The organism is Pseudoalteromonas sp. P1-9 (assembly GCF_001399975.1).
In the GTDB taxonomy this organism is placed as follows: domain Bacteria; phylum Pseudomonadota; class Gammaproteobacteria; order Enterobacterales; family Alteromonadaceae; genus Pseudoalteromonas.
The window spans coordinates 1-26,554 of the sequence record NZ_LKBD01000034.1 but is presented as its reverse complement, the minus strand read 5'-3'; the positions used below and the strand labels follow the sequence as shown (position 1 = coordinate 26,554).

Genomic DNA, 26,554 nt, shown 5'->3' with positions numbered 1-26,554 from the left:
GGAACAGTTATGAACGAATTGATTATTGGTGAACACACAATTATGCCTGGCGAAACAAAGAAAATTGATTTGCCAGTAGCCAAATTGTACACCGATGCTGATGTGCACTTACCGGTACATATTATTCGCGGTAAAAAAGCAGGCCCAACAATTTTTATTAGCGCCGCGGTGCATGGTGATGAACTGAATGGCATTGAAATCATCAGACGCCTTATCAATTTAAAAGGCTTTAAAATTTCAGCAGGCACCTTAATTGCTGTGCCTATGGTGAATGTATACGGGGTGATCAACCAAAGCCGCTACATGCCTGATAGACGCGACCTTAACCGCAGTTTTCCAGGTTCAGCGAAAGGCTCTTTGGCAGCACGTGTCGCTAATATTTTCTTAAAAGAAATTGTTAGCCACTGTGATTACGGTATTGATTTACATACAGGTGCTATTCACCGTTCAAACTTGCCACAAATTAGGGCGCAACTAGCGGATGAAGAAACCTTAACACTTGCTAATGCATTCGGTGCACCAGTAATTTTAAATTCGGAAATAATCGATGGTTCATTGCGTGATGCTGCGGTTGATAACGGCACTAAGGTGTTGTTATACGAAGCGGGAGAAGCACTGCGATTTGATGAGTTTTCAATTCGCGCCGGCATTAAAGGCATTGTAAATGTGTTGCGCCATTTGAAAATGACACCAAAAGGTGGAGCACGCAAAAAAACAATTAACCAATTTGTCGCCAATAACAGTGGTTGGGTGCGCGCAACCAGCAGTGGCATTGTGACCCATTTATTTAACTTGGGCGACCAAGTTAAAAAAGGCCAAGTGCTTGCTGAGATCGGTAGCCCGTACGGCGAGATTTTAACGGAAGTGTTGGCAAACAAAAGTGGCGTCATTATAGGTAAACAAAATATACCTTTGGTACAAGAAGGCGAAGCCATGTACCACATTGCTTACTTTAAAGAAGATGATGAAGAAATTGCTGAACATATTGGCAGTGTTGAAGAAGAACTTGTGAACCATATTGTGAACAGTGAAGGATTGTTATGAATAACAGAATAATTATCGGCCATGTAGAAAACATTGATCTACCCGATTTAGGCATTACGCAAATGACAGTGCGCGTAGACACAGGCGCACAAACATCGTCGCTGCATGTTGATAATATTCAACGAACTAAATTGGATAAAAAGCCTGCAGTATCGTTTGATATTCACCCTGAAATTCATAACGTAGACAAAACCGTACGCTGTACCGCTATTTTGCATGATATTCGCAAAGTAAAGTCATCGAATGGTATGAGCGAACAGCGTTATGTAATTAAAACGCCTGCGATACTTGGCGAGCATAAATGGAATATTGAAATAACATTGACCGATCGCTCAGATATGACCTATTTAATGTTATTAGGTCGACAAGCGATGGGCGACCACTTTTTTATTGACCCTGCAAATGGCTTTGTCGCCTCGCAAAGTTAACAGTAATGCAGTTAGACGTATGGACCAGTGGTGCTGCGTGCTAGCTGCAAGCAACACGGATTGTAAATTTTCCTGTGTATACTGATTGTTGTAAAATAGCAAAAAACTAATCATAACAAGGACTTATTGATGTTAGAACAAGTTAAATATTGGCTCAATTTCCCGCTATTTAAATTTAATGAACGTGTTGTCACACTGATTGAAGTGCTCGCCGTTCCGCTTTGGTTAATCGCCAGTGTTTGGCTTTCCCACTTCATTATAAAAATGATTGGTAAACGCCTTACAAAGAAAAATAAAGATCCTAATATTGTTCACTTAGTACAGCGTATTTTGTATGTGGTGGCGCTCGCTATTATTTTTATGACAACCCTTTCGATGATCAATGTGCCGATCACTGCATTTGCATTTCTTTCTGGTGCAATCGCGATTGGTTTTGGTTTTGGGGCACAAAACATTATCAATAACTTTATTAGTGGTTGGATTTTAATGGGCGAAAAGCCAATCCGCATTGGTGATTTTTTAGAAGTTGAAGGCGTAAAGGGTGTTGTTGAAGAAATTAATACCCGCTCAACACGTATTCGCCGTGTTGATGGCGTTCACATGCTGATCCCAAATAGCAAGCTATTAGAGAACACGGTGACCAACTGGACCTTACGCGACAAATTAGTGCGCGGCACAGTAGCTGTAGGTGTTGCCTACGGTACCGATTGTCAAAGTGTAAAACGTATTATGTTAGAAGTTGCCAACGCGCAACCAGAAACACTAAACGAAGATGGCCGGGCACCGTTAGTTTTTTTTCAAGATTTTGGCGATAACTCGCTGCTGTTTGAAGTGTATTTTTGGATTAACTCACAAGTTGAAGGTGGCTTACGATTAGTTGCCAGCAATATTCGATTTGGGTTAGACGAAGCGTTTAAAGCAGCAGATATTACGATTGCATTCCCGCAGCGGGATATTCACCTTGATGGCACACTTAATATTGTTAATAAGTCAGAACCGATGAACAAAGCTGACAGCTAACTTAGGAAATAACCATGAAGCATGATTTTATAATTGAAGGTTGGCAACTGAATCATAACGACAGGCCTAATGCTGTTACGTCAGAACAGCAACTAGCAGAGCAAAATTATTGGGTGCACTGTGATCGCTCATCGGCTGAATTTGAGCATTGGTTAGAATCCCTTGGTTTTGATGAATCAATTATTGAATCACTGCTTGCCACCGATACAAGACCGCGTTTTCAGCAAATTGATAAGAACAGCTTTTTCCTTATTTTAAGAGGTGTAAACCTAAATGCCGGAAAAGAGCCCGACGATATGTTAACTGTGCGTTTGCTTTACACGCCAGAGCGCGTTGTTACGTGTAGCATTCAGCGCTTACGTGCAATTGAAGCGGTAGCGTCTCAGTTAAAGAAGAATAAAGGACCCGATACCCTTGAATCTTTGGTAATTGAGCTATTAAGCCAACTAAATGCCAAAATTGAATCTGTAATTGAGCCAATTGAGCAATTTATTAACGCACAAGATAACGATGCGTTTAGCTCAGACGCCATTGCTGAGATAAGTGTTAAGCACCGTAAACTACTGCGTTTAAATCGCTTTTTAAAGCCGCAATTGTATGCACTATCGGCATTGAGTAAAAACAATGTGGCAGCATTTAATGACTATCATGTAGAGCTTGCGACCGAGCTTGATACCTTGTCTCGTATTGTCGACACCATCGATTTCTACATTGCGCAAATCGACGTGATTAATAACCGTATTGCGCAAATTAACAGCGAAGTGATGAACCGCAATACCTACATGCTGTCGATTATCGCCGGCATTTTCTTACCACTTGGCTTTTTAACCGGGTTGTTCGGTATTAATGTGGGCGGCATGCCAGGCGTTGATAACCCCAATGCCTTTTATTGGTTTTGCGGTGTATTAACTGGCATAGGTGTTGTTGCATTAGTGATGTTTCGCCGTTGGAAATTCCTATAGCTAGTACGCTTAGCTATTTGCGAGTAAATAGCAAAGTTCATCTGTCAGCGCCGAATGTGGCGCTGATTTTTTATAGGTCAAATAAACTGGTCGCTTTAACTGCATGGCGCTGTTTATATTGAATAAACGCCCTTCTGCTATATAGGATTTGACTAGATCACTCGGTAAATACGCAAAACCACCATTGGCCAACATCAAATCTAACGCTATGGTTGCTGCTGAGGTGCGATGACTCGGTTGCACTTTATGGTGAGCCGCATGCTCTTTGGCAAACGTAATGCCCCAATCAACATAAATATAATTGTCGCATGTTTCACTGAACTCAGCACAACTGCCAACCAGCGAAATATCAAAATCACCAACATGGGTATTAATAAAATCACTGTCTTTAATTGGGTCTGTTAAAAAAGCGAGCTGCAAACTTTTATCATCAAGTTTGCGTTGGATTGCCTCTCGCACTGAAATTTCCGTACCGACCACAACCGAGTCAAATACCGTATTCATTTCATTTATGCGAGAGCACAAATATGCATCCCATACATTGGGTGTTGCTGCGATATTAAATACCGTTTTTTGCTCACTGGCCAAGCCCACCATAGCTTTTGATTGTGCGATTTGTTCAATCACCAGATGAGCATAAGGCAGTAACGCATTACCCGCAGGCGTTAAGGTCAGATTATTTTTTTCGCGAATAAATAACGGCGTGGCATAAAATTCTTCAAGTTGTTTTATGCGTGCACTCACAGCAGCTTGGGTAATGTATAACTGCTCCGATGCTTTGCCAAAATGCCTGTTTTCCGCAACCGCGATAAACGTCTTAAAAACCTTAATATCCATACTTTCACCTATTCAACCAATTCGCAATAACACTTAATCTCTTAGAGGGGGCTCATCTGCTGCTAATTGATTTCAAATTTGCATTTAAAACAAATAGATAACGCAATTCACCCTATGATATTAACGACGTTTTATTGCTGCAAAACAGCGTTATTAATTAAGCGAATTAGTATTAAAACCGCAGCTAATAATTTAAAGATTTTTTGTTATATCGACAATAATTATTTGCTTTTCATTTCCCTTAACAAGCCCTAAATTTAGCGCAGAAGTTAACCCAGGGGACTGGCAATGAAACTCACTAAAATGGTCGCGCTCGGTTTGATTGTATCACTTAGCTCGGCGTTTGTTATCGCTGAAAATAGCACAAAGGCACCGCTTTCAATTGCGTTAAATTACTTGGAATATTGCCAAGATATTCTAGCGGAAAATGACGGCGAACATGAGACTAACTTATTAAACTGTGTGAATACCGAGCTTGAAGGTTCAGGATTTGACACATTCGCCACATACAGTGAATTACTCACGTATGTGGGTTTAGGTGAAGACTAATAGAAACGGCAATCCGACAAGGAAAAATACCGTTTTATGCCAGCGACACATTTCCTTATGGTTTGTCACGCAGCGGCTATTTCAGTATTGGCGGATCAGAAGAGCTGATTAAATACGGTGATACTTTATACGGCCTGCATAACGGCTTGTTGTCGCCAGAAAATGCCGAAGAGGCGATGTTTGTCGCAGAATTAAACAGCGATGAAGCCGCAACCCTTGACGCTGTAAAGTTATGGAAAAAATTTCTAATAGCGATTACAAAAAGCAATAGCTTTTACAGTTTATCGCCAAGTAAAAAAGCGGCTTTTTAGCCGGTATTATCAACCTTAATCGTTGTTAACAAACACGAAGCAATGAGATAGAAGGTAGTAAAAAATGGATATTGACGTATCTGATTTTGACTATGATGATGAGTTGGAAGTTAAATATCAAATCTCCTACACATCGGGAAAACCCGCGCCAATGAAAGTGCACCGTAAAAAACGGTTATCACCTTGGCAGCGTATAGAATTATTAAAAGACGAAGCTAGGCTCAACAAGCAAATTGCCGATAGCCACTTTGATTATTACGATTAAATTGAATTAGCAATACGTTCAAGGTAATTAACAACTAACCTCCAAGACTGACGTTTTATGAGTAGAGCGTCACCTTGGCGGTTATTTCCCGTTTATTTCTGACCCATCCCGATCAGCAAGCACTTTAATTAATCGTGCTTACGTTTATTTTTATACATCGCGGTGTCGGCAGCTTTAATAAGCTCAGCAACGGTGTAGCCATCTTGCTCATACAAGGCAAAACCAATACTCGCAGAAAGTGCGACCTTTTGCGCCTGACCATCAACGTCAGTAATATAAAATTCATCACAAATGGCATTGAGTTGCTGTTGGCTTGCTTGCTCTGCATCAGCAGTGCTTTTAACGTGCGGCAGCAAAGTAACAAATTCATCGCCACCGAAGCGCGCAACAAAATCTGTGGAACGACTAAATAGAGCTAAGCGATTAGCGACATGCTGCAACAACTGATCGCCCGCATCATGGCCAAACTCATCATTAATGGGTTTAAAGTTATCCAAATCTATAAATAAAATGGCAAACATTTCACCGTAACGCTGCGCATGTTCAACCAGCTCTTCAAGTTTTAAATCCAGTGCTTTACGGCTATATAGTTTAGTTAGTGCATCACGGTTTGCTGAATTTTCAAGTATTTGTAAAAGGTGATGACGTTCTTTAGAAAAGCGAATTACGCGCTGCAATAGCGACGATGTAAGCTCTGACTTAGGTACATAATCTTGCGCCCCAAGTTGAATCAGACGGTCGCCCATGGCTTCATCGGCCACTCCAGTCACCACTACAATAGGCACTGCTTGTGCACTGTGCTTTACCGTTAACATGGTATTAAAACCATCACTATCCGTGACGTTCAAATCCATAATAATTAAGTCAGGCTTAAAATTTTCGAGCGCTTGAACCAGTTTCGTCAATGAATCAAAAGTCATAATTGAGTGACTAACAATTTTATCACTCTTTAGTGCATTCCTAATCAGGTAAGCATCATCGCTGTCATCTTCGAGCAAGTAAATCAGATGATTAGATTTGTACTTTTGTTGATCATTCATGTTTTATTGATCCTTTGCCAGTAATTCAACAGCGAGCTTAAGAATTCAACGGTTTCATTTAAGCCTTGTGGCTTTCGCACGTAAGAATTAGCACCATACTGATACGACAACTCAATATCATGAGGGCTATTTGAATTAGAATATATCACGACCGGTAAATTAGTCGCGTGTTTATTTTGTTTAATTAATTTTAGTACGTCAAAGCCGCCGCATTGCGGCATATTCAAATCGAGTAACACTAAGCTATTCGCGTTTGCAAAAGCGTCAATAGATGCAACAAACTCTCTACCATCATCAAAATGTGCAAGCGTTTTTTCATCATCAACCTTTTTTAGCGCCTGACGCATGATGTAAGCCTCATCGGGATCATCATCAATTAAAATTAGGTTCAGCATTGCTACACTTCTCTTGGCAAATTAATAATAAACTGAGTGCCTGTCCCCTCTATGCTCTCACAGCGAATTTGCGCGTTATGCACTTTGATTATTTGTGCAACAATAGCAAGACCAATACCACTGCCTTCATATTTTTCTCGCGTATGCAGTCGTTTAAAAGGTTCAAAAATGCGTTTCGCATGGCTTTGGTCGAGGCCAATGCCTTGATCTTCAATAACAATTTCAACTGACGATTCATGCTCAGTGAGCCGAATATTGATTTCAGGTATGTTATCTGGCTTAGTAAACTTAATTGCATTAGCAATTAAGTTTTGCAGTACCTGTTCAAATAACCCCGCATCAGCGGTAATTAATAGCTCTGGGTTGTCGCACTCAATTTCTGATTTAGTTCGAAAAATGCTCAACTCAAGATTTTCGAGTACCGGTGTTAACACTGTATTAAATGACACGGTTTCAAGCGACAAAGCGTTAGTGTTAATACGCGACAGTTTGAGCAAATCTTCAATCATTTTACTTAACCGTTTAGCAGCTAACTGCAATCGCTCAAGTTCAAACTCACTATCTGGGTCCGATTTGAATTGACCTTGTAATCGCTGATAAATCGACTCGCTAAATGCTGATATTTTTCTCAGCGGCTCTTGTAAATCGTGTGATGCAATAAAGGCAAACTGCTCTAAGTATTCATTTGATGCCTTTAATTTACCTAAGAATTCATTTTTGTCGCTTACATCGACAAATGTGCCTAGCATACGTTTGGGCTTACCGTTTTCATCTCGCTCCAATACAGAATCAACCGAATAGCACCACACCCAATGACCATTTTTATGGCGAAAGCGATATTCTAAAAAGTACTTTTCATTGCCGGTTGATTGGGTGATCAGTTCCATATGTTCAATCATGCTCGCGCGATCGTCTGGGTGAAACTTCTCCATCAAATCAATATCATTTGCAAAGTCATCTAACTCGTAGCCGAGTAACTCTGTGTAGGTTTTATTAATTCGCTCATTTTGTTGCGTGTCTAAATTAAAAATATAAAAACCACATACAGAGCTGTCTAATAGACTTTCTAAAAAGTTATGACTGTCAGCAAGCTGACGCTGCGCTTCTTTTTCAGAAGTAATATCTACCGCACTACCGATGAGATATGTATTACGCTTATCTCCGGTTTTTTTAACCGGATAAAGTGACGTTTTAAACCAGCGAGCATCACCTTCAAATGGAATATGCTCGACATATTCGAGCGGCGAATTTTGCTCGACGCAGGTTAAATATTTTGCGTGCAAATGTTGCTTAACTTCAGCAGGAAAAAACGTGATTTCAGATAATCGTTTATTCAGAATCTGCTGTTGCGAAATACCCGCCCATTTAAGCGCGGTATTATTATAAGTAGTAAATTTAAAGTCGTTATCTAAATATTCAACCACCCAAATACCGTGATTTGTGCCCATGTATAAGGCATCTAAAAATTGTGTTCGTTCATCAAGTAAGCGCTGCGCTTTCTTTTGTTCATCGATATTTCTGAGTGCACCCGACATGGTGACGGGGTTGCCGTGACTCTCACAAATTGAATCCCCGCGTGTTAGAAACCAGCTATATTCTCCTTGAGCGTTACGACCAAGGTATTCAACTTCATAACGTTCTTTATGTTTTAGATGCGCATCTACCGCGTTTTGTACTATGTCTTGAAAATCGGGGTGAACGTGATTAAACCAAGTTTCATAATTCGCCTCTTGGTTTTCAGGCACACCGATTAACTCAAATAGTTTTGGCGACCACACTTGCTTACCGGTTTGAATATTCCAATCCCAAATACCATCATTTGTGGCTGAAGTAGCTCGCGCAAAAAGGGCATTTGACTCAACCAATTGTTGTTTTAATGCCGCCACTTCTTTTAAATCTTTTAAGGTAATAAGTAGCTGCACCTCACCTGCATACTCCTTTTTGGTAAGAATAATTTCAACAATTTGATTTTTTTTATCTGTTTTGATTTGGCCAACAAAGCTAGCATTTTCGTTTAGCGCAAGGGTTTTTCCACTCGATTGGATTATGGTTTCAAATTCTTGGCTATTTGCCTTTAAATAATTGCTTAACTTGCCATTTATATCGCCAAACTCTGATTTAAAATACTCATTTGCAAACACCACATCACCCTGTTCATTTGCTAGTAAAAAATTAAGCGGTAGCGAATCAAGCATCCATTTAGTTTGAATATGACCTTCGAGTAAACTGGTTAGTTTTTTGTTTTCTTGACGAGAAACACCATACTCCGACTTAATGCCTTCGTATTGCGAAATAGTAGGTACTTTAAGTAATTCAGGTAACAGTTTGTACAGATAAAACGCAGTAGTCATCGACACCAGCGCAGTTACAGCTTTTGCCATGCCATGATAGCCATACACCCCTTGCCAAATAGTCCAAATACCAAATAAATGAGTGATACCGCAAAATAAAATAAATAATGAGAACAGTAAAAACACATTGTTATAGCCAATATCATTGCGCTTTTTCATAAAGATAACGATCGCAATAGGAATTGAAAAATAGGCGGTCGCTATCAGTAAATCAGAAACGACATGGGTCCATAAAATATGAGGTTGCCATAAGTAACAGTGACCATGAGGCATGTAATCACCGCGAAAAAACTGCTCTGTCATCGTGCTCAACGGAAATCCCTTACATTTGCAGTAAGTTTACATTTGAGTATGGCAGATAGCCTTACAAATACAATTTGAAGACGGGTTTTTATACTTTAAATCAAGGGTTAAATTAACTGTAAAGCGGAGCGGAAACGTCGTTATAACCCTTATTCCTTATCAAAACTATCAACGATAATCGCGCCCATTGACGCCGGCATTGAAATCACAACAATGCGTTTGAGAGCAACAAGAGGTTCTGTAAGAAGTGGCAGTTTATTAATGCTTAAAAGTACTAGCGCCACAATAAAAAATGTAATGACATAAGCAAAGATAATACGCGACACAAACAGTAAACGTCGCGTACGGATATTGCGTTGAAATACGCTTTCAAACGTATATAAACTTAAAAATAGAAATGACAAGCTCAATAGCAGCAATAAATTGGTAAACGGTAATGTTTGTGCAAGCTGCCATGCTTCTTCTGAAAATGAAATCGGCACTGCAAGTGCAAATGCACCAACACAAATCTGAATAATATCTTCAAAATTAAAACTGCTTTTCATCATTATTTTATCGCTGCTGTTTAATAGTAATTCTAAACGCTTAAGTTCAAAGTAAATAGCTCATCTACAGATAGTAAGGTAAACCTGTCTGCTGCAAACCCAATTTATGTTTTTTAATTGAGCAATTGTAATGTTATTTTCACCCATCTGTTTAAAGCTATGTTTTGCACGTGGCATTTTTGATACCATCACCCAATAATTTAAATTTCCCGTTCAAAACGCGAGTTACTACTTTAGCCATGGAAAAATACGAAGAACTGTTAGTGTCAATCCGTAAAGTGATTCGAGCTATTGATTTACACTCTAAACAACTTAATAAATCGTCTGGATTAACCGGCCCGCAGCTGCTTATTATGCAAGAAATTGCCCGCGTGAAAGGTATTACCGCAAGTGCAGTTGCAAAAGAGATTAACCTAAGTGCCGCAACTGTAACGAATATCTTAGACCGTTTAGAATCCCGTGATTTAATTGAGCGTGTGCGCAGCAATGAAGATAAACGTCGCGTTAGCTTGTTTTTAACCAATAAGGGCAAAACATCATTAATTGATGCACCGCAACCACTGCAAGAACACTTTATTCAAAATTTTTGTGCGCTTGAGCAGTGGGAACAAAGCCTGCTGCTTTCTTCAATGCAGCGTATCGCTAATATGATGGATGCAACTGACCTTGATGCAGCACCGGTACTTGAAATTGCGCCAATGACTGTAAGCTCAGAGGACAACAATAAAAGTTAATGTAATCGATGTGCGTCGTCAGTCAAACCAACGCGCACATTAAGATAACTTGTAGCCAAATGCGTCGATCACTTGGCTACGTAAATCCTCTTTTAAACACTCATTGTTGCTATCTGAAAGCAAAAACACACTTTCTAAACTCTCACCTAGTGTGGTTACTTTTGCCGAATGAATAGACAAGGTTAAGTTGCGAAACACCGAACAAATTTTATCAACATAAGTAGGGTTATTAAGCGTCGTGACTTTGAGCAGCGTTCTATCGCGTTTTGGCGTTGGAATAAACTCCACCATAGGCTCTGAATCAAAGCTTTTAATCTTTTTAGCAACCGGTAATTTACAGCTTTTATGACCAGATTCGATAACACGTTCGATTTGGCTAATAACCCGTTTAATGCGGTAACTTTCACTTAACTGCTCATCATTAACGTCAAGCACTCGGAAAACTTCAAGCACGTTGCCGTCTTTGGTTTCTAGTAGCTCAGCATCTTTAACGCTCACTTTCGCTTGGGTAAGCGTGTTAAAAATATCGACAAAGAGTTTTTGCCTATTAGGCGTATACACCACCAAGGTCGAACAACCGATTTGATCGCTCTGCGTTAAAAATACTAAAGGAAACTGGGTGGCGTTAACAACTTTAGCTGTAATTTCAGAAAGCTCTTTTGCACTGGTAAATGTGAAAAAACTATTAGGCAAGGTTGACCAAAACTGAGTGACATCGTTAAGAGCAACATCGCTGTTAGATAGAATAGTTTGTGCCTGCGCTTTATTTTCGCGGATCACTGTTCGCTGCTCGAAAATACTTTGCCCATCGGTTTTGAATGCTTCACGACTTGCTAAGTAAAGTTGTTCTAATATAGCGGCTTGCCAGTCGTTCCAAGCATCCTCATTAGTCGCCATAATATCTGCTACCGTTAGGGTATACAGGGCATTTAAGCGCTCTAACGATTTCACCTGTTTGTTTAAGCTGCGAATTGTGCGCGGGTCGTAAATATCTAAGGTGCGACTGGTGTTAATTAACAACTCTTGGTTTTCAATCAACCACTCAATTAACTCCACAGACGCATTCTTTAAATTGTGGAATGCGGCAAACTCTTTTGCCAAAATCGCGCTGGTGCTATGACTTTCACTATCCTGTGAACCGGCTAAATGATGACAAAACGCAGCAAGCGATAACGCCAATTTATTTTGCACACGGCCGTAAGCAATATGATAGGTTTCATGATCATCTTGATGATTTGCAAAGTCAGAAATATACGACACGGTTTTATATACATGCTCGTCAACCGTGTAGGCATTATGAATATCAAATTGCATACGCCCTTCGGTTTGCGCCCATTGCGTCGCATACATCTCTAGCACCCCATAACGGTGCATTAAACCCAGTACTTTTTTAAGGGTTTTAGGCTGCTCAAACAGGCGAATAAATTCTTCACGGCAACTTTGGTAATCTTGTAATTCGCCCAGCAAGCGGTGCCTTACTTTTCGCAGCAACTTCAATGTATTGGACGATATCCCTTTTGCCTTAGGGTGATTTGCCAATAAGCCAAATAACTTGATCACTTGCGACTTATCAATAAATACACTTGATGAGTTCACATCAACCAAACCATCAACAATGGCAAAATTTTCGTTAACTTGCAGTACTTCTTTTTCGCTATCGCGCGAAATACACAGGCTCACATTTTCACAGAGAATTTGGTTAAGTTCTTGCAAACGGGTCATGGCACGAAACAATTGTCGCATCATACGCTCGATTGCCTGTTGTGCACTGTCTCCACGACCAAACTTTAGAAATTCCGCAACATCAGCTTGGTATTCAAATAATAATAATTCTTGCGGGCGATTAGCCACGCAGTGCAGCGCCCAGCGAATGCGGCAAATAAAGTCGTGGGCTTCAATTAGCTCAAATTGTTCATCTTCTTGCAGTAGTTCGCCATGCTCAAATAAACCAACGTTTGATAACTTTAAATGTTTGCGCGCAACCCAAATAATGGTTTGAAAGTCACGTAAACCACCGGGATTAGTTTTTATGTTTGGTTCAAGGTAGAGTGCGGTATTGAGCGCCTTTTCATGGCGAGCTTGTTGCTCTTCTAGCTTTGCCTTAAAAAAGTCAAAATCGCTTAGTGTGGTTTCATCGTACAAAAAGCTTAGTAACGACTCTGCATGTTGCTTGTTGCCGTATAAACAGCGAATATCAAGTAAATTAGTCGCTATGGTAATATCTTCGGTGGCGAAACGTTTCGCTTCTACTAAATTACGAACGGAATGGCCAATATCCAACCCTAGATCCCAAAGCCCAGTAACAAACTGCCTCACTTTATCTTCGGGAAATTCACTTGCGTCATCGGGCGTAATAATCGCAATATCAATATCTGAATAAGGATGCAATGTTGCACGGCCATAACCGCCAACGGCATTGAGTGAGCAAGGCGAATTAACTAAGCCACATTCACGCCACATATCAATTAGCATTTTATCCAATTCATCTGCACGTTCACGTAATAACGAACTGATAGAGCTAGAAAAAAAACGCTCATTTTGCGAATTGGTTAGTTTATCTAATTGATCTTTGTATATCGTTCTCATTCCTTGCTTCCTCTCAGATTAATTACGTTTAATTAAACTGATATCAAAGCTTTTGAGACCACACATTCATTGACACCAACTTGTTATTGACTAAGTTATTATTGATTAGTCTGCCACCATATTCAAAGCCTAATCGCGCAAATACCTTATTTATAGCAAAAGACGACGCGCGACAAACCGAATAAATAAACTGTACATCGTTATTTTTTAGGTATTTGCTCGCTTCAAAAATAAGCGCTGAGGCAATACCTTCATTACGGAATTGGCTTAACACAACGGTATCGTAAAGCCTTGCATTTGGTGCATCTTTCTCATATTCAATACGCACACAGGCAACTATGGCGTTCATATATTCAACACAAAAATAGTCTACGCCGTTTTCAATACTGTTTATGATGTAGTTTTCATCACCGATTGGTGAGCCATAACTAGAAAATGCTAACTGATAAAGTTTAGATAACGCACGTACATCGCTTTGGTTACACTTGCGAAATAGCACAGGCTGAGAGAACGAACCAGGCTCCCATAAATCAACATTTTGAACCTCGTTGATAATACCGTCACTTAAATCCATGTGATCGCACGAAGCGCGCTCTTCATCAAAAAACCGAGAAATAAAAATAGCGTCTTGCAAACCAAAATAACCAGGCACGGTCGCCTCGATTTGGTAGCCGCGCTTTAGAAATGGCAATACTTGTGCGTCTTTTACTTTGGCGATTATTTTGCTGTAACCGCCTTCTTTAGCAAAGCTTTCTACTTCATTATGAAAGGTGTTTGGTACTTCAATTGTTGCATCAGTAATGTAAACACGGTCATTTAATTTGCCGAAACGGATAGTGTTACCTGTTAGCGTGGTTTCACTATCAAATTGCGTCGCTTGCATGATTTATATCCTGGCTGTTAATTCGTATAAAAATATTATTCAATCTATGCTTTATTAAAATTTAATCTAAAAGGCACTGTATATTTAGAGTTGATAGCAATATAAATATCGTTTCATAGGCGGGGTTGACTCAATAAAATCAAGTTATTAGAACGATTAATTGTTCTACACAAAACAAACCACTTCAAAATTAATTAGAATTCTAATTAATATAACATTAGTTAGAGCACTAATCAATTAGCTGAACATTTGTCAAACAGCGGGCGCAGCCACGCACGATAAGGCGCATGCCAAATCGTGCTTTAGTAAAGATAAAATGAGTAGAAGTGTAAAACGGGAGTGAAGTTGGCAGTTAACTAAACAAGTGGGTTTGCAAGACATAAATCCATAGCGGAATAGTTACAACACTCATTAATGTGCTGAGTACCACGGTTCCTGCAACTAGGCTTTGCCCACTGTTTTGCTGACAAGCAACGATGTATGCATTTACACCAGTTGGACATGCTGTCAGCACAACCAAAATTAACGTTATTTCATCACTTAATCGAAAGCCCAAACGCGCCACTAACAAAACCGCCAAAGGCAATACAATCAGTTTAATAATCGTGGCACTGATAATTTGCTGATAATTACCAGCCAAACGATATTGATACAGGTTGGCACCCAAAATAAATAGCGCAAGCGCTAACGCGCCTTGGGTAATTAAATGTAAGGTACTTGCGATAAAACCAGGTACATCAATACCCAACATATTCACCATTAACCCACTGTAGATCCCGATTAATAATGGATTTTTTAGTAAACCTTTACAAAAGCGCCTAAATTGAAACGAATTACCCGTCGCAAAACTCGAAAAAATACTGGTCGCGCCAAATAAAACAGCACTATGAAAGCTGATGATTAAAAACACCAGCGCCGCAACAGACGGCGACAACAAGCTAATTAACACAGGCAAACCAACAATAATGGTATTTGAATACGTACTGCCTAGCGCAAATACAGCGCTACCAGCAGACTGTATCTTGAAAAGTCGAGGTGCGAGCAACGTCGTTATTATAAAGGTCGATATAACAACGGCATAAAACGTTAAAAACACTGAATACGAGATAATACCCGATAAATCGGCTTGCGCGATATTAATAAATAGAAACAAAGGGAACAGCAAACTAAAGGTAATTTTACTAAGATCACCAATGGTTTGGGCAGACACATAATGGCTGCGAAGCGCAACATAACCAAGCAAGGCCACTATGACTAACGGAAAAAGAGACGAAAACATGGATTTAGTCATGCGATAAAAAGTGTCGAGACTGTAATCAATTACGTGCAAAACAGCAACCGTTTGGCACACCCCGACTGTACAAATTTTACACAACCAACAGAGCACACTATAGTTAAAGCATGCAGGATTTTTGCAGGACCTCGTTATGTTTGAACGCAGACATCATACACCTAGCTTTAATGAGCACATGGGTTTATTGAGTGATGAACAACGGATCGCGATGTATGATCTATACAACTTTGGCTATGATTTGGCGTTTGTACGTACTACAGCGCAAGGCAAACTTGCGGTACTAACCCAAGGCGAGAGCGTTGCAACGATTGACCAGTTTGGCGATGTTGCTGTTAATCCAGAGATCAATATCAGATAAAAAAAGGCGCGGCCAAGTAACTTGGTCGCGCGCTTTTTCTTAACTAATTCTTCTAACGTACTGCAAATAACTGTTCAGATGCTTTAACACGTACTTTTGCACCTTCTTTTAGCATTTCACTGCCGCGTATTGCCACTTTTTCACCTAGCGCAAGTTCACCTTTCACTTCAATAAAGTCATTGAAACCACTGCCGGGGACTACCGTTACTTGTTTTACGGTTAAGTCATCGGTTACCACATTCACGTATACTTTATCTTGACGTAAAATTAACGCATCGCGATGAACCGTTAACGCATTATGCTTAGCGCTACTTGCAAGGCTCACTCTTACCGCACTGCCAATAGGTAAAGATTGCTCAGTTAACGACGCGCGTACTTCCATAGTGCGGCTTAATTCGTCCCCTACAGGTACCAAAGCACGTAGTGTTGAATTAAAACGCATATCTTTATTGGCAATTAATACACTGTCACCCACTTTATTAAATTGCGTATGGGATAGCGGTGCATTTGCACGTACTTCCAAGTCATCTAAACTCACTAACCGTACTGCAGGTGAGTTTGTTTGGCTAAATTCACCCACTTGCTTGTAGCGCTCAACAATGGTGCCATCAAAGGGTGCGATTAACTTTGTTTTATCAAGTTGCAATACAATGCGCTGTAAACTGATCTTTGCCTGTTCAAGCTCTTGCATTGCCATCATTAACTCCGCTTCTTTTGCTTCAAGGGCATCTAACGAGGCGTTTTTTCCCAATTTTTCAATACGAGTAAGTTGGCGTTCAAGTAAGCTAACACGCGTGCTAAAGCTTTTTATGCTGGCACTGGCTTGTTGTTTTTCGAGCTGTAAAAACGCATCGTCCAACAGTAAAATCGTATCGCCTTTTTTAAAGCGCTCACCAACTTCTGCAATGCGCTTTAAAACGCCCGAAACTTCAGTGGTTAAACGCGAATCAAAACGACTCACCACAGTACCTGGCACCCACATTTGCTCAGCGATTTCAGCTCGCTCGACGTCACTTAGAGCAACCAAAGGATCTGGGCGTTCATTGGCTGTTGCAAAACAACTAAGTAATGTCAGCACAGCACATACAATTGTCGAAATAACGTATCTCATAACTAATTCCCTTCCAGTTGCGTTTGAGTAGAAGTAACAGGGGTTGGTTGAACACTTTTACGCGTTGCAAATTGTTTTAGTAATGCCGGGAGCAGTACCAAAGTAAATAAGGTTGAAAACACCATGCCACCAACAATTACCGCAGCAAGACCGCGATAAATAATACTGCCTTCGCCTGGCATAATAAGTAGCGGCAACATGCCAAAAATACTGGTTAATGTACTCATAAAAATAGGGCGCAAGCGCAGTTTAAGTGCCTGCTCGACTGCCATTTCGCGGCTTAACCCTTCGCATTCACCTTGGCGGGTTTGGTCGACTAATAAAATCGCATTATTTACAACCAATCCAAGTAAAATAATAAAGCCAATCATGGTTAACAAATCGAGCGGCTGAAATTGAATAAGATTCATTAACTGTAATGCCACAACACCACCAACGGTTGCCAGTGGAATGGATAGCGTTACCATTAAGCTGTCTTTTAACGATTTAAAAAGACCGGCCATCAGAATAAAAAGTAGCCCTAGCGCCAAAATAAAATTTTGCCCCATGGTTTTAATCGATTGCTTTAAGCTGTCGGCACTGCCGCCATAATTAATCGAACCGTCTGCAGGCATAAGCGCCTGAATTTGTGGTTCAATCTCAGTTTCAATGATAGCCATTGCTTGCTGTAACGACATACCTTCAGGTGGGTTTACATTAACTGTAATGGTTCTACGACGGTCAATTCGCTGAATACGTGACGGCCCAACCGTTCGTGTAACATCAACTAACTCGCCTAACTGCACTACAGTGCCACTTGGCGTAGTAATCGGCATTGCCGATAATTCTTCAGGGTTTTGCCAACCTTCAGCTTTGAAAATCATATCAAGACGTTTATTACCATCGAAATATTCGCCAACATATAGGCCTGTGCCCATTGCTCGGGTAAGTTGTGCTAAATCACGGCGATTAAATCCAACTTCCATCATGCGACGATCATTTGGCAATAACCGCAGTTCTGGCTCTGCATCTTGGGTGCCTGGATTAATATTAATGTTACTGTCTTCAAAACGAGCTTGTAAGATCTCGCGTGTTTTATCGGCCACATCAGCCATGGCGCGCGTGTCGCGGCTTTGTAAGTGAATTTGAATGCTGCGTCCCGAGCCCAAACCGCCAAATAAATTACCTTGCTGTGAAAACACTCGGGTATCGGGTAAATCAACCAAAATCTCTTCACGCATTACGCGTTCAAGTTCTTTCACTTGTGATTGATCTTTAGCGCGCACGCCTAAGTTTGCGTTGCCAGGAAAGGATAAAATATAGTAATTTTTAAGCGCTGGCTGTTTCGTACCATCCATATAGGGCTGTAAACGCTCAACCAAAGGCTTAATGTACTCGCGCTCAACAAATTCTTGGTTTGAACCAGTTGGTAAACGCACAAATGCATCTACTGCGTCACGTTTTACGGGTGGTAAGTAATCAAGTGGCGGTAACAACCACACAGTCAATGCAACGGGTGCCGCCATCAAGGTGAAAATCACTGCAAGGCGTTTTTTACCTGAGTTAGTCAACACCATAATTTTACGTGTAATAGTTTGCCAAAGGCCTTCTAATCTATCTTCTTCAACTGTTTGGTTTAGCCACATTTTCGCAGCCACAGGTAAAATAGTCAGTGCCACCAGCAAGGAGATAAATACTGCAATGGCGATGGTCAGCGCTAAGTCCGCAAAAAATTGCCCTGCCACATCACGTAAAAATATCACCGGAACAAAAATCGCAATGGTCGTCGCAGTAGAGGCCATCAACGCCCCCGACACCAACTGTGTGCCTTTCGCAGCAGCTTTATCAGCGCGTAAACCTTGGGTTTTCAACCTAACAATATTTTCAAGCACCACAATTGCCGCATCAAGCACCATGCCTGTGGCAAATGCCAATCCAGCAAGTGAAATCACGTTAAGCGAGCGACCTGTGATATTCAACACAATAAAGGTGGTCATAATTGAAATAGGTATCGCCATTGCCACAATCAAGGTCGCGCGGCGCTGGCGTAAGAACCACCAAAGTACGCCTACAGCAAGCAGGATCCCAAGTACTAAGTTGCTCGAAACAAGATTAATTGCACGATAAATAAATACTGAGGCATCGAAGGATTGGTGCATTGTAAGTTGTTGTGGTTCAAGCACTTGGCTGCGAACTTTGTCGACCTCTGCTTTAACACGCTCAAGCGTTGCTAACACATTGGCGCCACTTTCACGGTCTATGCGCACCGACATTGCCGGATTACCATTTTGCACCGCACTACCATTGTCTGAATCGCGAGTGACTTTAATCTCAGCAATATCACTGAGTTTAATTGGTTTACCGTCACGCCATTCCAGTACCAAATTACCGAGCTGAGTTGGGTCGAAACGACCAGCAAAGCGCAGCGTATAACGGCGGCGACCTATATCGGCGTACCCACCCGATGCATCATTTGCTGAACCAATTAAATTGCTTACTCGTGTTAAATTAATGCCAAGTTCCGCTGCGCGATAAGCATCAAACTCAATCTGCAATTGTTCACGCGAGTTACCCGTTTGCAATTGAACGCGAGCAACCCCAGGAATACTCTCTAACCGAGGGCGAATAGTGTCATCAAAAAATGTTGCATATTCACCGATCGGTTTTTCATTGCCGGGCAACGCTTGTATGAAAAAATAGGTCAGTGCTGGTGCACCACCATTAAAGCCACCGAGACTTATCACCGGTGGATTTACATCGCGTGGTAATGGCGGCACCCGATTCATACGGCTGATCACTTCGATCAGGGTTTTATCCATGTCGGTATCAAGCGTAAATGTAAGATTGATAAACGATGAACCTGAATTTGCAAAGGTGCGTAAACTGGTGAGCCCTGGTAGTCCTTGCAGTACGTCTTCTTGAGGTTCTAAGATTTCTGATTCCATTTCGGCTGGTGACGCCTGTCGCCAGCTAGTGAAAATAGTAATCTGAGGTCGTTCAATATCTGGAAAAAGTTGAATAGGTAGTTTAGTAAAGCTCACTACCCCTAACACCAAGCATAGGGTTACAAAAATTGCCACCCCCGCCGGATTTTTTAAAGCCCGAGTTGTAATGTTCATTGCGTTCCCTATTTTATTTTTTCGCAAACAACGTGCTTGACTATAGTTAGAAATTAGTCGCAAGAAAGTGGGAAATAGTTTAACCCTCAAAGAAATAAGACGGGCTGCAAAATAGGCTTTTTAGGTAAGTAAGTGTGTTTTTGGTCACACTTTGACACACCAAGTTGCTCAATTGTTAACCATAAGAAATTTAAATGTATCACATTAGGTAAACTAACAAATAATTGCGATAAAGCGCCCAGTTAGGCCCTTTATCATCAACATATTTCGCAACAAAATCAGTGAACAAATACGTTAAAGATATAACGCCATTCTTTTTCGTAGGATTTTAACTTTTCGATAAGTGTTGGGGTAATTTCAGTGCCTTGTGTTAATACCACTGCACCTTGTTTATTAAGTAAGTCTTGGCTCAAATGCATGCCCGGTTCCAACATATTGACACCTAGGCATAGATCAATATTGTGCTGATCGAGCGAAATTTCACTATTGAGCAGGTTTACATAGGCTTTTACGACCTCTGGGTCAAAATAAGTTTTACTTTCCTTTTTAAGAAAATCAATAGCTTGCTGCTGTGAAAGCTTTTGCTCACTAATTCGCCCAAGCACTAACTTATCAAACTCATTTACTACGGTTAGAATGCGCGACGCAATCGGAATATTGGTGCCAATTAAATGATCTGGCACACCGCTGCCATCAAAGCGCTCGTACTGATGCTTTACCGCCATGCCAATCGCTTTTAAATGCGGTACCGTTTGTAATATTTCAGCGCCTTTCACTGCATGGGTTTGTTTTTCTACCAGTTCAGCCCGAGATAATTCATTTTCAATACTTTTTGCTAGCGTATCTGACAGCGAGACCTTACCAATCTCATGCATCAAGCCAGCAAGGTACACTTGCGTAACTTGGTTTTTCTCAAGTCCCATGGCTGCAGCGAGCGTTCGGCAATGACTGGCAACACGTTTTACATGGCCTTCACCGCCTCCAGTTGTATCTTCAATGATCAAATTGATCATTTCGATGACATCATAAAACAAACTACGTTGGCGATTGTTGGCTGATTTTAACTTATCGTTGAGTTTTGATAGTGATTGTGTGCGCGCTTGCACTTTGCTTTCAAGATCTTGGTTTTGCTTGCGTAGTAATTCGTTTTTAAGTTGCAACTCATTTTCCAGACGCATTACTGATTGCTTCAATTGAAACTGCTCAGACGCTTGTAACACCACATTTTTAAGCTCGTCGTTGCTCCATGGCTTACTCACGTAATTATTAATTTTACCTTGGTTTATCGCCATCGCAGTAGAATCGATATCTGAATAACCGGTCAATAAAATGCGAGGGGTGTCGGGGCAAACGTCAAACGCCTTAGAAAGCAGCTCAGCACCACTCATTTTAGGCATTTTCATATCTGAAATAATCACGCTATAGGTAGATTCAGATAACTGTTGTGCTGCAGCTTCAGGATCACTAAATGACTCAACCTCAAAGTCTTTTCTGAATAGCCTTTTCAATGCATTAAGCACTTCCATTTCATCATCGACGATCATTAATTTTAACTTATCTGTCATAGTAATCCTCGAACGAAGCCAATACGCTATTTACTCTAAAAACATTGCCTTAACTAAAAAGTGACACTATTTTTTAAATAGATCAACCTGATTATGTGTAAAAAAGGAAGCGGTTATGAAAGGCGCGATATTTAATGCATTACAAGAATTTGTTGAGCAAGGGCACGGATACCAAGTTTGGGACGACGCGCTCAGTAATAATACTCTGCCCTCGCACGGTATTTACACGTCCACAAAGCAATATGATGACAGCGAATTATTTACGATAGTAGGCTACTTATCTGAGCGCTTAGAGGTGCCAATTCCTGACTTAGTGCGTGCTTTTGGCGTTTTTTTATTTCCATTATTAATGCCGCAAGCGCCACAAGAAGCGCAAAATGCGCCGTCGTTACGTGCATTTTTAATGATGGTAGACGAACTCATTCACGTTGAAGTTAAAAAGCTATATAAAGACGCGCAACTACCCGAATTTAGCTACGACGATCATATCGATGACAAACTAACCATGATTTATCAATCACCACGCAAATTATGTTTTTTATCGGAAGGCTTAATTTTAGGCGCGGCACAACATTTTGGTGAAACCGTAAGCCTTTCTCAACCCGTATGCATGCATCAAGGTGGCGAATACTGCGAGATAGAAGTCGTTTTCAATGGAAAATAATGAAACACTTGCCAAATTGGCAGCGCTAGAACGTATTTTAGCCCGTGAGCGTTTGGCGCGAAAAGAAGCGGAAAAACAGCTAGAAGACTACACCCGTGAGCTCTACCAGCAGGAAGAGGCGGTTAACCAAACGCAACAAGAAGTTGCAACCCAACAGGGGCAGCTTGAATTTTTAACGGGCTTATTAGCAGAAACATGGCGCCAGCCTAGCTTAAATAAAATTGTCGCAAATTACCTTGAGCGAACCAATAACTTTATGACTAACGCCCATAATCTGTTTGTCGAAATACACGCGGATTTATCATATCACCAATTTCAGTACTACTGCCAAAGCACTAAACAGCATGCATCCTCGTTGCCCGACTCTTATAAACAAGTATTGCGTCAATTTAAGCGTGATGAACTGTATCAGCAAGTAAGCAGTGAGTCCGAATCACAAATTTTTGAAATCGAAAGCATTAGTAACAGCGCCAATGAACAGTTTAGTGATTGCGTTTTAGTGCCTTTGTACAGTTTAGATTTATCCTCGGGCAAAGGTGTGGGTATTGCCATCTTATTGTATGAATCACAAGACGATATCAATATCGTTAAGCTGCAAACACTTGAATCATCGCGCAGTATGTTATCAGTTGCGATTGAGCGTAAACGCGCAGAAGAAGCGCTACAAGAGCGTCTTGTTGACCTTGAAACCAGTAATAAAATGTTGGAACAAACACAGCAACAACTTGTGCAACAAGAAAAATTGGCATCACTTGGTCAGCTAGCGGCGGGCGTAGCACACGAGATAAATAACCCTGTTGGCTTTGTATTAAGTAACCTAGATACAATGCGAGAGTACTTTTCTGATTTTGCTGAAATTATGGCGCCACTTAATGCCAACAACATCTCTGAACAGGAAAAAGTTGTTGCGATGCAAGCTAAGTGGCAGTCATTAGATGGGGATTTTTTGTTTGATGACAGCCAAGAAATATTAACATCCTCAGTGCAGGGGCTTGAACGCGTTAAAGACATAGTGTCAGATCTCAGCACCTTCTCACGCATGGATAACGACGAACTTGATAGTATTGATCTAAATGTAGTGATTGAGAAATCATTGAACGTGGTCAGTAACGAGTTCAAATATCACCATGAAGTAGTAAAACACCTGCTACCTGAAGCGAATATTCTTGGCAATGCCGGTAAATTACAGCAAGTGTTTATTAACTTGTTTGTTAATGCAAAACACGCCATGCCAAATGGCGGTGCGCTGACCATTAGCTGTGAGAAAGACCGTAATAAAATTATTGTGCGGGTCAAAGATCAGGGACATGGGATTGAAAAAGACCATCTCGCCGATATCTTTACGCCATTTTTTACCACCAAAGCGCCCGGAGAAGGTACCGGTTTAGGCCTCGCTATCTCCTATGGTATTTTGCAGCAGCACAATGCCAAAGTGAAAGTACATAGTGAAGTTGGCGTGGGTACTGAATTTGAAATTGCGTTTTATGAATCAATTTGAGTCAATGTTTATAAAACACGCTAAATAATACGACTTATTTCACGCCAAACCACTTCGCATTTTGCAACGCAATTTTAATCAACAACCCTGATGCTGTTAACTTTCGCATAAATTTCAATATATTAAATTTGGTTTGTATCTTGCTGTAATGTTAGTGAGCAAACATTTGGAGAAACATTATGCGAAACGGTAACCAACCATTCTCAATTGACCAAAAACTGCAAGCGATGAGACCTTATATTGACCTAGAGTTGTTTAATCGCTCAATTGATTATCGCCGCAAAGTGATATTTAGCTTTAAAGAGCAAGAACGCGCTCTGCAACAACTGAAAGACGAATTTGCAGAGCCAAGCGTACGTGAAGATTATGATTGCGTTCTTGGGTACAACTAATGTTACTAACCTTACTCGGTTGGGTACCCTCTTTTAAAACATCCAACCGAGTTTTTTAACTAGGAAAATAAGGCTTTTATCTTCTCATCAAGCAACGCACTATTAAGTGGCTTTGTTAGCACATCTTGCATACCCGCATTTAAACACTTTGTTTTATCAGCTAGGCCTGCATTGGCTGTTAGTGCAATAATAGGCGGCGCTAATTCACCAAGCTCAGTGCGAATAGTACGCGCAGCAGTAACCCCATCCATAACGGGCATTACCATATCCATTAAAACTAAATCAAAACGGGATTTTTTCACTGCCGCAACAGCGCTTTCACCATTATCAGCAAGTACAACCGAATGATTTCGCTTTTCCAATATCGCTTTAATTATAAACTGGTTTGCGGGGTTATCTTCCGCAACCAAAATGCGATAACTGGGAATGCTATTTTCAATTTCCGCGTCTTTCGCATGTCCTTCAGCGGTGATTAGTGGGATCAGTGGAATCGTGACAACAAACTCGGTGCCGACACCAATTTCGCTAGCGCATTCAATTTTGCCTTCCATTAATTCTAACAAACGCTTGGTAATGCTGAGCCCCAGCCCAACACCTTGCTGTCTGCCTACTTGTTTATCATGCAATTGTGAAAATGGCTCAAATAGGGTTTGAATATGCGCGTCATCAATACCTACCCCAGTATCTTTAACGGTGATAAACAATTCCGTATCACTGCGGTTTACCAGCAAACTCACTTCGCCTTCTAAGGTAAATTTAAATGCATTACCGAGTAAGTTAAGCAAAACCTGCGACAAACGCACACCATCGGTATTAATTTGCTCCGGCACGCCACCACCTAAAATAGCGTTAAAATGTATGCCTTTTTTAACTGCCTGAGTTTCAAATTGTTGGACTAAGTTTTTAATCAGCTTATGCAAATTAATATTACTATTCTCAAGGGCTAAGGTGCCTGATTCAATTTTGGCAAAGTCTAAGGTATCGCTGATCACCCCTTGTAACAACTTGGCGCTATCGCGCATAAAATCGATTAACTCAAGCTGTTTTTCATTCGGCTGAGTATCTTCTAACAACTCTAGAATGCCTAAAATAGCATTCATTGGTGTACGAATTTCATGAGACATCACGGCTAAAAAGTGCGATTTTGCTTTATTGGCGCTCTCGGCTTTTTCTTTTGCAAGTTTTAGATCATATTCACGCTGCTTAGCAAAGCTAATGTCTTTTGCAATACCTAAATACCCAGCAAAGCTGTTGTCTGCGTTAACCTTCGCTTTGCCGCTAATTGACACCCAAACGCGATGTCCCTGATTATCAATCGCTTCAAACTCGAATTCGTGAATTTCACTGTGCTGCCTTACAAGGTGTAAAAAATGCTCCCACTTTTTAAATTGCGTGCTTTCACTGTCGCTACGAATATTTAACGGGCTTTTATGCAAAAAGTGTGAAAAATTGCTTGGTTTGGTTTGTTCTAAAAACGACAAGTAGGTAAAGCACATGCTTTCATCAGTTTCCCAAAACCAGTCTGATGCGAGCTCTGCGTAGGCTTGAAAGCGCTGCTGGCTTTGCGTTAACGCATAAGTGCGGTCTAACAACATTTGTGACATTTGATGCTGCTGATCAAGCTGTAAAAATGCCTGGCGAAACAAAATATCGACTGCACGCAATGCATTTTCCATTTGCCCAGTATCATCACCGTCTTTAATAAACAGAACAAAAACACCTTTTCGCTCAGCAAAGTTATTAGCAACAAAAATAACGGTTTCGTGGCAGTGGCTAGGAAATATCCAATCACTTGGGAGCTGGCAAATATTAGCGGCGTAAACGTTACGCTTGAACACCTTTTTAACAAAGGAGGGCTCAAGTAAGCACACACCGCTTAATGGCTCAAAGGTGCTGGTTAACGCACATAACTGGTTTGCGTCTTGGGTTAGTACCAAAATATCGCTAATTTCAGCAATTGGCTTTAAACCTAATTGCAGCTTCACTAATAATTCAGCTGCGTTTTTGCTGCTTAGTAGTTCGTTAACCACTCGTAGCATGTCGTTCGCATTTAGTCTTTCCATGACACCTCTTTAAAACAAATTAATTTGCTTAGTGTCTGTTGAGCTTCGCTGTTCTATTTTTGTTCTTTTTGAGCGTGCTTTTATCACGGCGCTCGATGTGTGGCCTAGCAATCTAAGCGAATATCGAGCAAAGCTAACGCGTCCTGCTCTCGCCCCTTACCTACATCCATGTAGGCAACAATGAGAAAAGTGCGCTCAAAAGAACCGTTCGGCAGCGCTTGATTGGGTTTTCTACTGTGTTATCGGCTGACTCACATA

The 26,554-nt window shown here is 40.8% G+C and carries 24 protein-coding genes; 12 read left to right on the top strand and 12 right to left on the bottom strand.

The features are described from left to right. The first annotated feature begins 9 nt into the window (after positions 1-9). The 4 genes from AN214_RS17195 (at position 10) to AN214_RS17180 (ending at position 3,454) form a co-directional block, all read left to right on the top strand. The gene (locus AN214_RS17195) at positions 10-1,044 is read left to right on the top strand and encodes a succinylglutamate desuccinylase/aspartoacylase family protein (protein WP_054980850.1); all 1,035 of its coding nucleotides are present in this window, start codon (positions 10-12) and stop codon (positions 1,042-1,044) included. Next, on the top strand, positions 1,041-1,472 hold the full coding sequence (locus AN214_RS17190; RefSeq protein ID WP_054980849.1) for a RimK/LysX family protein: 432 nt from the start codon (positions 1,041-1,043) through the stop codon (positions 1,470-1,472). The genes AN214_RS17195 and AN214_RS17190 overlap by 4 nt, the downstream gene beginning before the upstream one ends. 129 nt (positions 1,473-1,601) lie before the next feature. Next, positions 1,602-2,492, top strand: a complete 891-nt coding sequence (locus AN214_RS17185) for a mechanosensitive ion channel family protein (RefSeq protein ID WP_054980848.1) — start codon at positions 1,602-1,604, stop codon at positions 2,490-2,492. A gap of 14 nt (positions 2,493-2,506) precedes the next feature. Beyond that, the gene (locus AN214_RS17180) at positions 2,507-3,454 is read left to right on the top strand and encodes a zinc transporter ZntB (RefSeq protein WP_054980847.1); all 948 of its coding nucleotides are present in this window, start codon (positions 2,507-2,509) and stop codon (positions 3,452-3,454) included. Between the two features lie 9 nt (positions 3,455-3,463). On the opposite strand, the gene AN214_RS17175 is transcribed toward AN214_RS17180, so the two are convergent. Further along, complete coding sequence (locus tag AN214_RS17175; protein WP_054980846.1) at positions 3,464-4,291, bottom strand: LysR family transcriptional regulator; 828 nt, start codon at positions 4,289-4,291, stop codon at positions 3,464-3,466. 288 nt (positions 4,292-4,579) lie between these two features. Here AN214_RS17175 and AN214_RS17170 point away from each other — a divergent pair, with 288 nt between their 5' ends. The 3 genes from AN214_RS17170 (at position 4,580) to AN214_RS17160 (ending at position 5,416) form a co-directional block, all read left to right on the top strand. Then, positions 4,580-4,840 (top strand): hypothetical protein, encoded by a 261-nt coding sequence (locus AN214_RS17170; RefSeq protein ID WP_054980845.1) that lies wholly within the window; start codon positions 4,580-4,582, stop codon positions 4,838-4,840. Continuing rightward, positions 4,840-5,151, top strand: a complete 312-nt coding sequence (gene maoP, locus AN214_RS17165; protein ID WP_082428613.1) for a DUF413 domain-containing protein — start codon at positions 4,840-4,842, stop codon at positions 5,149-5,151. Before AN214_RS17170 ends, maoP begins: the two co-directional genes overlap by 1 nt. Positions 5,152-5,215: 64 nt before the next feature. Continuing rightward, on the top strand, positions 5,216-5,416 hold the full coding sequence (locus AN214_RS17160; RefSeq protein WP_010558190.1) for a hypothetical protein: 201 nt from the start codon (positions 5,216-5,218) through the stop codon (positions 5,414-5,416). A gap of 128 nt (positions 5,417-5,544) precedes the next feature. Here the strand turns inward: AN214_RS17160 and AN214_RS17155 are convergent, their stop codons facing one another. From AN214_RS17155 to AN214_RS17140, 4 genes are all read right to left on the bottom strand, one after another. Then, on the bottom strand, positions 5,545-6,456 hold the full coding sequence (locus tag AN214_RS17155) for a GGDEF domain-containing response regulator (RefSeq protein ID WP_054980843.1): 912 nt from the start codon (positions 6,454-6,456) through the stop codon (positions 5,545-5,547). Further along, positions 6,453-6,851, bottom strand: coding sequence for a response regulator (locus tag AN214_RS17150; RefSeq protein ID WP_054980842.1), 399 nt, complete (start codon positions 6,849-6,851; stop codon positions 6,453-6,455). Before AN214_RS17150 ends, AN214_RS17155 begins: the two co-directional genes overlap by 4 nt. 2 nt (positions 6,852-6,853) lie before the next feature. Next, complete coding sequence (locus tag AN214_RS17145; protein WP_054980841.1) at positions 6,854-9,505, bottom strand: PAS domain-containing protein; 2,652 nt, start codon at positions 9,503-9,505, stop codon at positions 6,854-6,856. 149 nt (positions 9,506-9,654) lie between these two features. Then, positions 9,655-10,050 carry a DUF2391 family protein gene (locus tag AN214_RS17140; RefSeq protein WP_054980875.1) on the bottom strand — a complete coding sequence of 132 codons (396 nt, stop codon included), beginning with the start codon at positions 10,048-10,050 and terminating at the stop codon, positions 9,655-9,657. Between the two features lie 239 nt (positions 10,051-10,289). On the opposite strand from AN214_RS17140, the gene AN214_RS17135 reads away from it, so the two are divergent. Next, entirely contained in the window at positions 10,290-10,784 is a 495-nt protein-coding gene (locus AN214_RS17135; protein WP_054980840.1) for a MarR family winged helix-turn-helix transcriptional regulator, read from the top strand. 39 nt (positions 10,785-10,823) lie between these two features. Here AN214_RS17135 and glnD read toward each other — a convergent pair whose 3' ends face one another. The 3 genes from glnD to AN214_RS17120 all read right to left on the bottom strand — a co-directional run bounded on the left by glnD (position 10,824) and on the right by AN214_RS17120 (position 15,532). Continuing rightward, positions 10,824-13,370 (bottom strand): [protein-PII] uridylyltransferase, encoded by a 2,547-nt coding sequence (gene glnD, locus AN214_RS17130; RefSeq protein ID WP_054980839.1) that lies wholly within the window; start codon positions 13,368-13,370, stop codon positions 10,824-10,826. A gap of 43 nt (positions 13,371-13,413) precedes the next feature. Then, positions 13,414-14,253, bottom strand: a complete 840-nt coding sequence (gene ablB, locus AN214_RS17125; protein WP_054980838.1) for a putative beta-lysine N-acetyltransferase — start codon at positions 14,251-14,253, stop codon at positions 13,414-13,416. 352 nt (positions 14,254-14,605) lie between these two features. Then, positions 14,606-15,532 (bottom strand): AEC family transporter, encoded by a 927-nt coding sequence (locus AN214_RS17120; protein WP_235576772.1) that lies wholly within the window; start codon positions 15,530-15,532, stop codon positions 14,606-14,608. Positions 15,533-15,680: 148 nt separating this feature from the next. On the opposite strand from AN214_RS17120, the gene AN214_RS17115 reads away from it, so the two are divergent. Continuing rightward, on the top strand, positions 15,681-15,905 hold the full coding sequence (locus AN214_RS17115) for a hypothetical protein (protein WP_054980836.1): 225 nt from the start codon (positions 15,681-15,683) through the stop codon (positions 15,903-15,905). A 52-nt stretch (positions 15,906-15,957) separates the two neighbouring features. Here the strand turns inward: AN214_RS17115 and AN214_RS17110 are convergent, their stop codons facing one another. The 3 genes from AN214_RS17110 to AN214_RS17100 form a co-directional block, all read right to left on the bottom strand. Further along, complete coding sequence (locus AN214_RS17110; protein ID WP_054980835.1) at positions 15,958-17,016, bottom strand: efflux RND transporter periplasmic adaptor subunit; 1,059 nt, start codon at positions 17,014-17,016, stop codon at positions 15,958-15,960. A 2-nt stretch (positions 17,017-17,018) separates the two neighbouring features. Further along, a complete protein-coding gene (locus AN214_RS17105) occupies positions 17,019-20,114 on the bottom strand; it encodes an efflux RND transporter permease subunit (protein WP_054980834.1) in 3,096 nt (1,031 codons plus the stop codon). Between the two features lie 278 nt (positions 20,115-20,392). Continuing rightward, on the bottom strand, positions 20,393-21,679 hold the full coding sequence (locus tag AN214_RS17100) for an HD domain-containing phosphohydrolase (protein WP_054980833.1): 1,287 nt from the start codon (positions 21,677-21,679) through the stop codon (positions 20,393-20,395). A 115-nt stretch (positions 21,680-21,794) separates the two neighbouring features. Here AN214_RS17100 and AN214_RS17095 point away from each other — a divergent pair, with 115 nt between their 5' ends. From AN214_RS17095 to AN214_RS17085, 3 genes are all read left to right on the top strand, one after another. Beyond that, positions 21,795-22,343, top strand: coding sequence for a heme NO-binding domain-containing protein (locus AN214_RS17095; RefSeq protein WP_054980832.1), 549 nt, complete (start codon positions 21,795-21,797; stop codon positions 22,341-22,343). Beyond that, positions 22,333-23,841 carry a sensor histidine kinase gene (locus AN214_RS17090; protein WP_054980831.1) on the top strand — a complete coding sequence of 503 codons (1,509 nt, stop codon included), beginning with the start codon at positions 22,333-22,335 and terminating at the stop codon, positions 23,839-23,841. The genes AN214_RS17095 and AN214_RS17090 overlap by 11 nt, the downstream gene beginning before the upstream one ends. Positions 23,842-24,020: 179 nt before the next feature. Then, positions 24,021-24,233 carry a hypothetical protein gene (locus tag AN214_RS17085; protein ID WP_054980830.1) on the top strand — a complete coding sequence of 71 codons (213 nt, stop codon included), beginning with the start codon at positions 24,021-24,023 and terminating at the stop codon, positions 24,231-24,233. Positions 24,234-24,292: 59 nt separating this feature from the next. Here the strand turns inward: AN214_RS17085 and AN214_RS17080 are convergent, their stop codons facing one another. Then, the gene (locus AN214_RS17080; protein ID WP_054980829.1) at positions 24,293-26,296 is read right to left on the bottom strand and encodes a PAS domain-containing sensor histidine kinase; all 2,004 of its coding nucleotides are present in this window, start codon (positions 26,294-26,296) and stop codon (positions 24,293-24,295) included. Between the last annotated feature and the right edge of the window lie 258 nt (positions 26,297-26,554).

What these genes read in the sequence shown, in the direction of transcription:
- AN214_RS17190 (WP_054980849.1), top strand. Translation starts at nt 1,041, where the DNA reads ATGAATAACAGAATAATTATCGGCCATGTAGAAAACATTGATCTACCC.
- AN214_RS17195 (WP_054980850.1), top strand. Translation starts at nt 10, where the DNA reads ATGAACGAATTGATTATTGGTGAACACACAATTATGCCTGGCGAAACA.
- AN214_RS17150 (WP_054980842.1), bottom strand. Translation starts at nt 6,851, where the DNA reads ATGCTGAACCTAATTTTAATTGATGATGATCCCGATGAGGCTTACATC.
- AN214_RS17180 (WP_054980847.1), top strand. Translation starts at nt 2,507, where the DNA reads ATGAAGCATGATTTTATAATTGAAGGTTGGCAACTGAATCATAACGAC.
- AN214_RS17175 (WP_054980846.1), bottom strand. Translation starts at nt 4,291, where the DNA reads ATGGATATTAAGGTTTTTAAGACGTTTATCGCGGTTGCGGAAAACAGG.
- AN214_RS17110 (WP_054980835.1), bottom strand. Translation starts at nt 17,016, where the DNA reads ATGAGATACGTTATTTCGACAATTGTATGTGCTGTGCTGACATTACTT.
- AN214_RS17120 (WP_235576772.1), bottom strand. Translation starts at nt 15,532, where the DNA reads ATGTTTTCGTCTCTTTTTCCGTTAGTCATAGTGGCCTTGCTTGGTTAT.
- AN214_RS17115 (WP_054980836.1), top strand. Translation starts at nt 15,681, where the DNA reads ATGTTTGAACGCAGACATCATACACCTAGCTTTAATGAGCACATGGGT.
- AN214_RS17080 (WP_054980829.1), bottom strand. Translation starts at nt 26,296, where the DNA reads ATGGAAAGACTAAATGCGAACGACATGCTACGAGTGGTTAACGAACTA.
- AN214_RS17085 (WP_054980830.1), top strand. Translation starts at nt 24,021, where the DNA reads ATGCGAAACGGTAACCAACCATTCTCAATTGACCAAAAACTGCAAGCG.
- AN214_RS17185 (WP_054980848.1), top strand. Translation starts at nt 1,602, where the DNA reads ATGTTAGAACAAGTTAAATATTGGCTCAATTTCCCGCTATTTAAATTT.
- AN214_RS17090 (WP_054980831.1), top strand. Translation starts at nt 22,333, where the DNA reads ATGGAAAATAATGAAACACTTGCCAAATTGGCAGCGCTAGAACGTATT.
- AN214_RS17095 (WP_054980832.1), top strand. Translation starts at nt 21,795, where the DNA reads ATGAAAGGCGCGATATTTAATGCATTACAAGAATTTGTTGAGCAAGGG.
- glnD (WP_054980839.1), bottom strand. Translation starts at nt 13,370, where the DNA reads ATGAGAACGATATACAAAGATCAATTAGATAAACTAACCAATTCGCAA.
- AN214_RS17155 (WP_054980843.1), bottom strand. Translation starts at nt 6,456, where the DNA reads ATGAATGATCAACAAAAGTACAAATCTAATCATCTGATTTACTTGCTC.
- AN214_RS17100 (WP_054980833.1), bottom strand. Translation starts at nt 21,679, where the DNA reads ATGACAGATAAGTTAAAATTAATGATCGTCGATGATGAAATGGAAGTG.
- AN214_RS17160 (WP_010558190.1), top strand. Translation starts at nt 5,216, where the DNA reads ATGGATATTGACGTATCTGATTTTGACTATGATGATGAGTTGGAAGTT.
- AN214_RS17170 (WP_054980845.1), top strand. Translation starts at nt 4,580, where the DNA reads ATGAAACTCACTAAAATGGTCGCGCTCGGTTTGATTGTATCACTTAGC.
- AN214_RS17140 (WP_054980875.1), bottom strand. Translation starts at nt 10,050, where the DNA reads ATGAAAAGCAGTTTTAATTTTGAAGATATTATTCAGATTTGTGTTGGT.
- AN214_RS17105 (WP_054980834.1), bottom strand. Translation starts at nt 20,114, where the DNA reads ATGAACATTACAACTCGGGCTTTAAAAAATCCGGCGGGGGTGGCAATT.
- ablB (WP_054980838.1), bottom strand. Translation starts at nt 14,253, where the DNA reads ATGCAAGCGACGCAATTTGATAGTGAAACCACGCTAACAGGTAACACT.
- AN214_RS17135 (WP_054980840.1), top strand. Translation starts at nt 10,290, where the DNA reads ATGGAAAAATACGAAGAACTGTTAGTGTCAATCCGTAAAGTGATTCGA.
- AN214_RS17145 (WP_054980841.1), bottom strand. Translation starts at nt 9,505, where the DNA reads ATGACAGAGCAGTTTTTTCGCGGTGATTACATGCCTCATGGTCACTGT.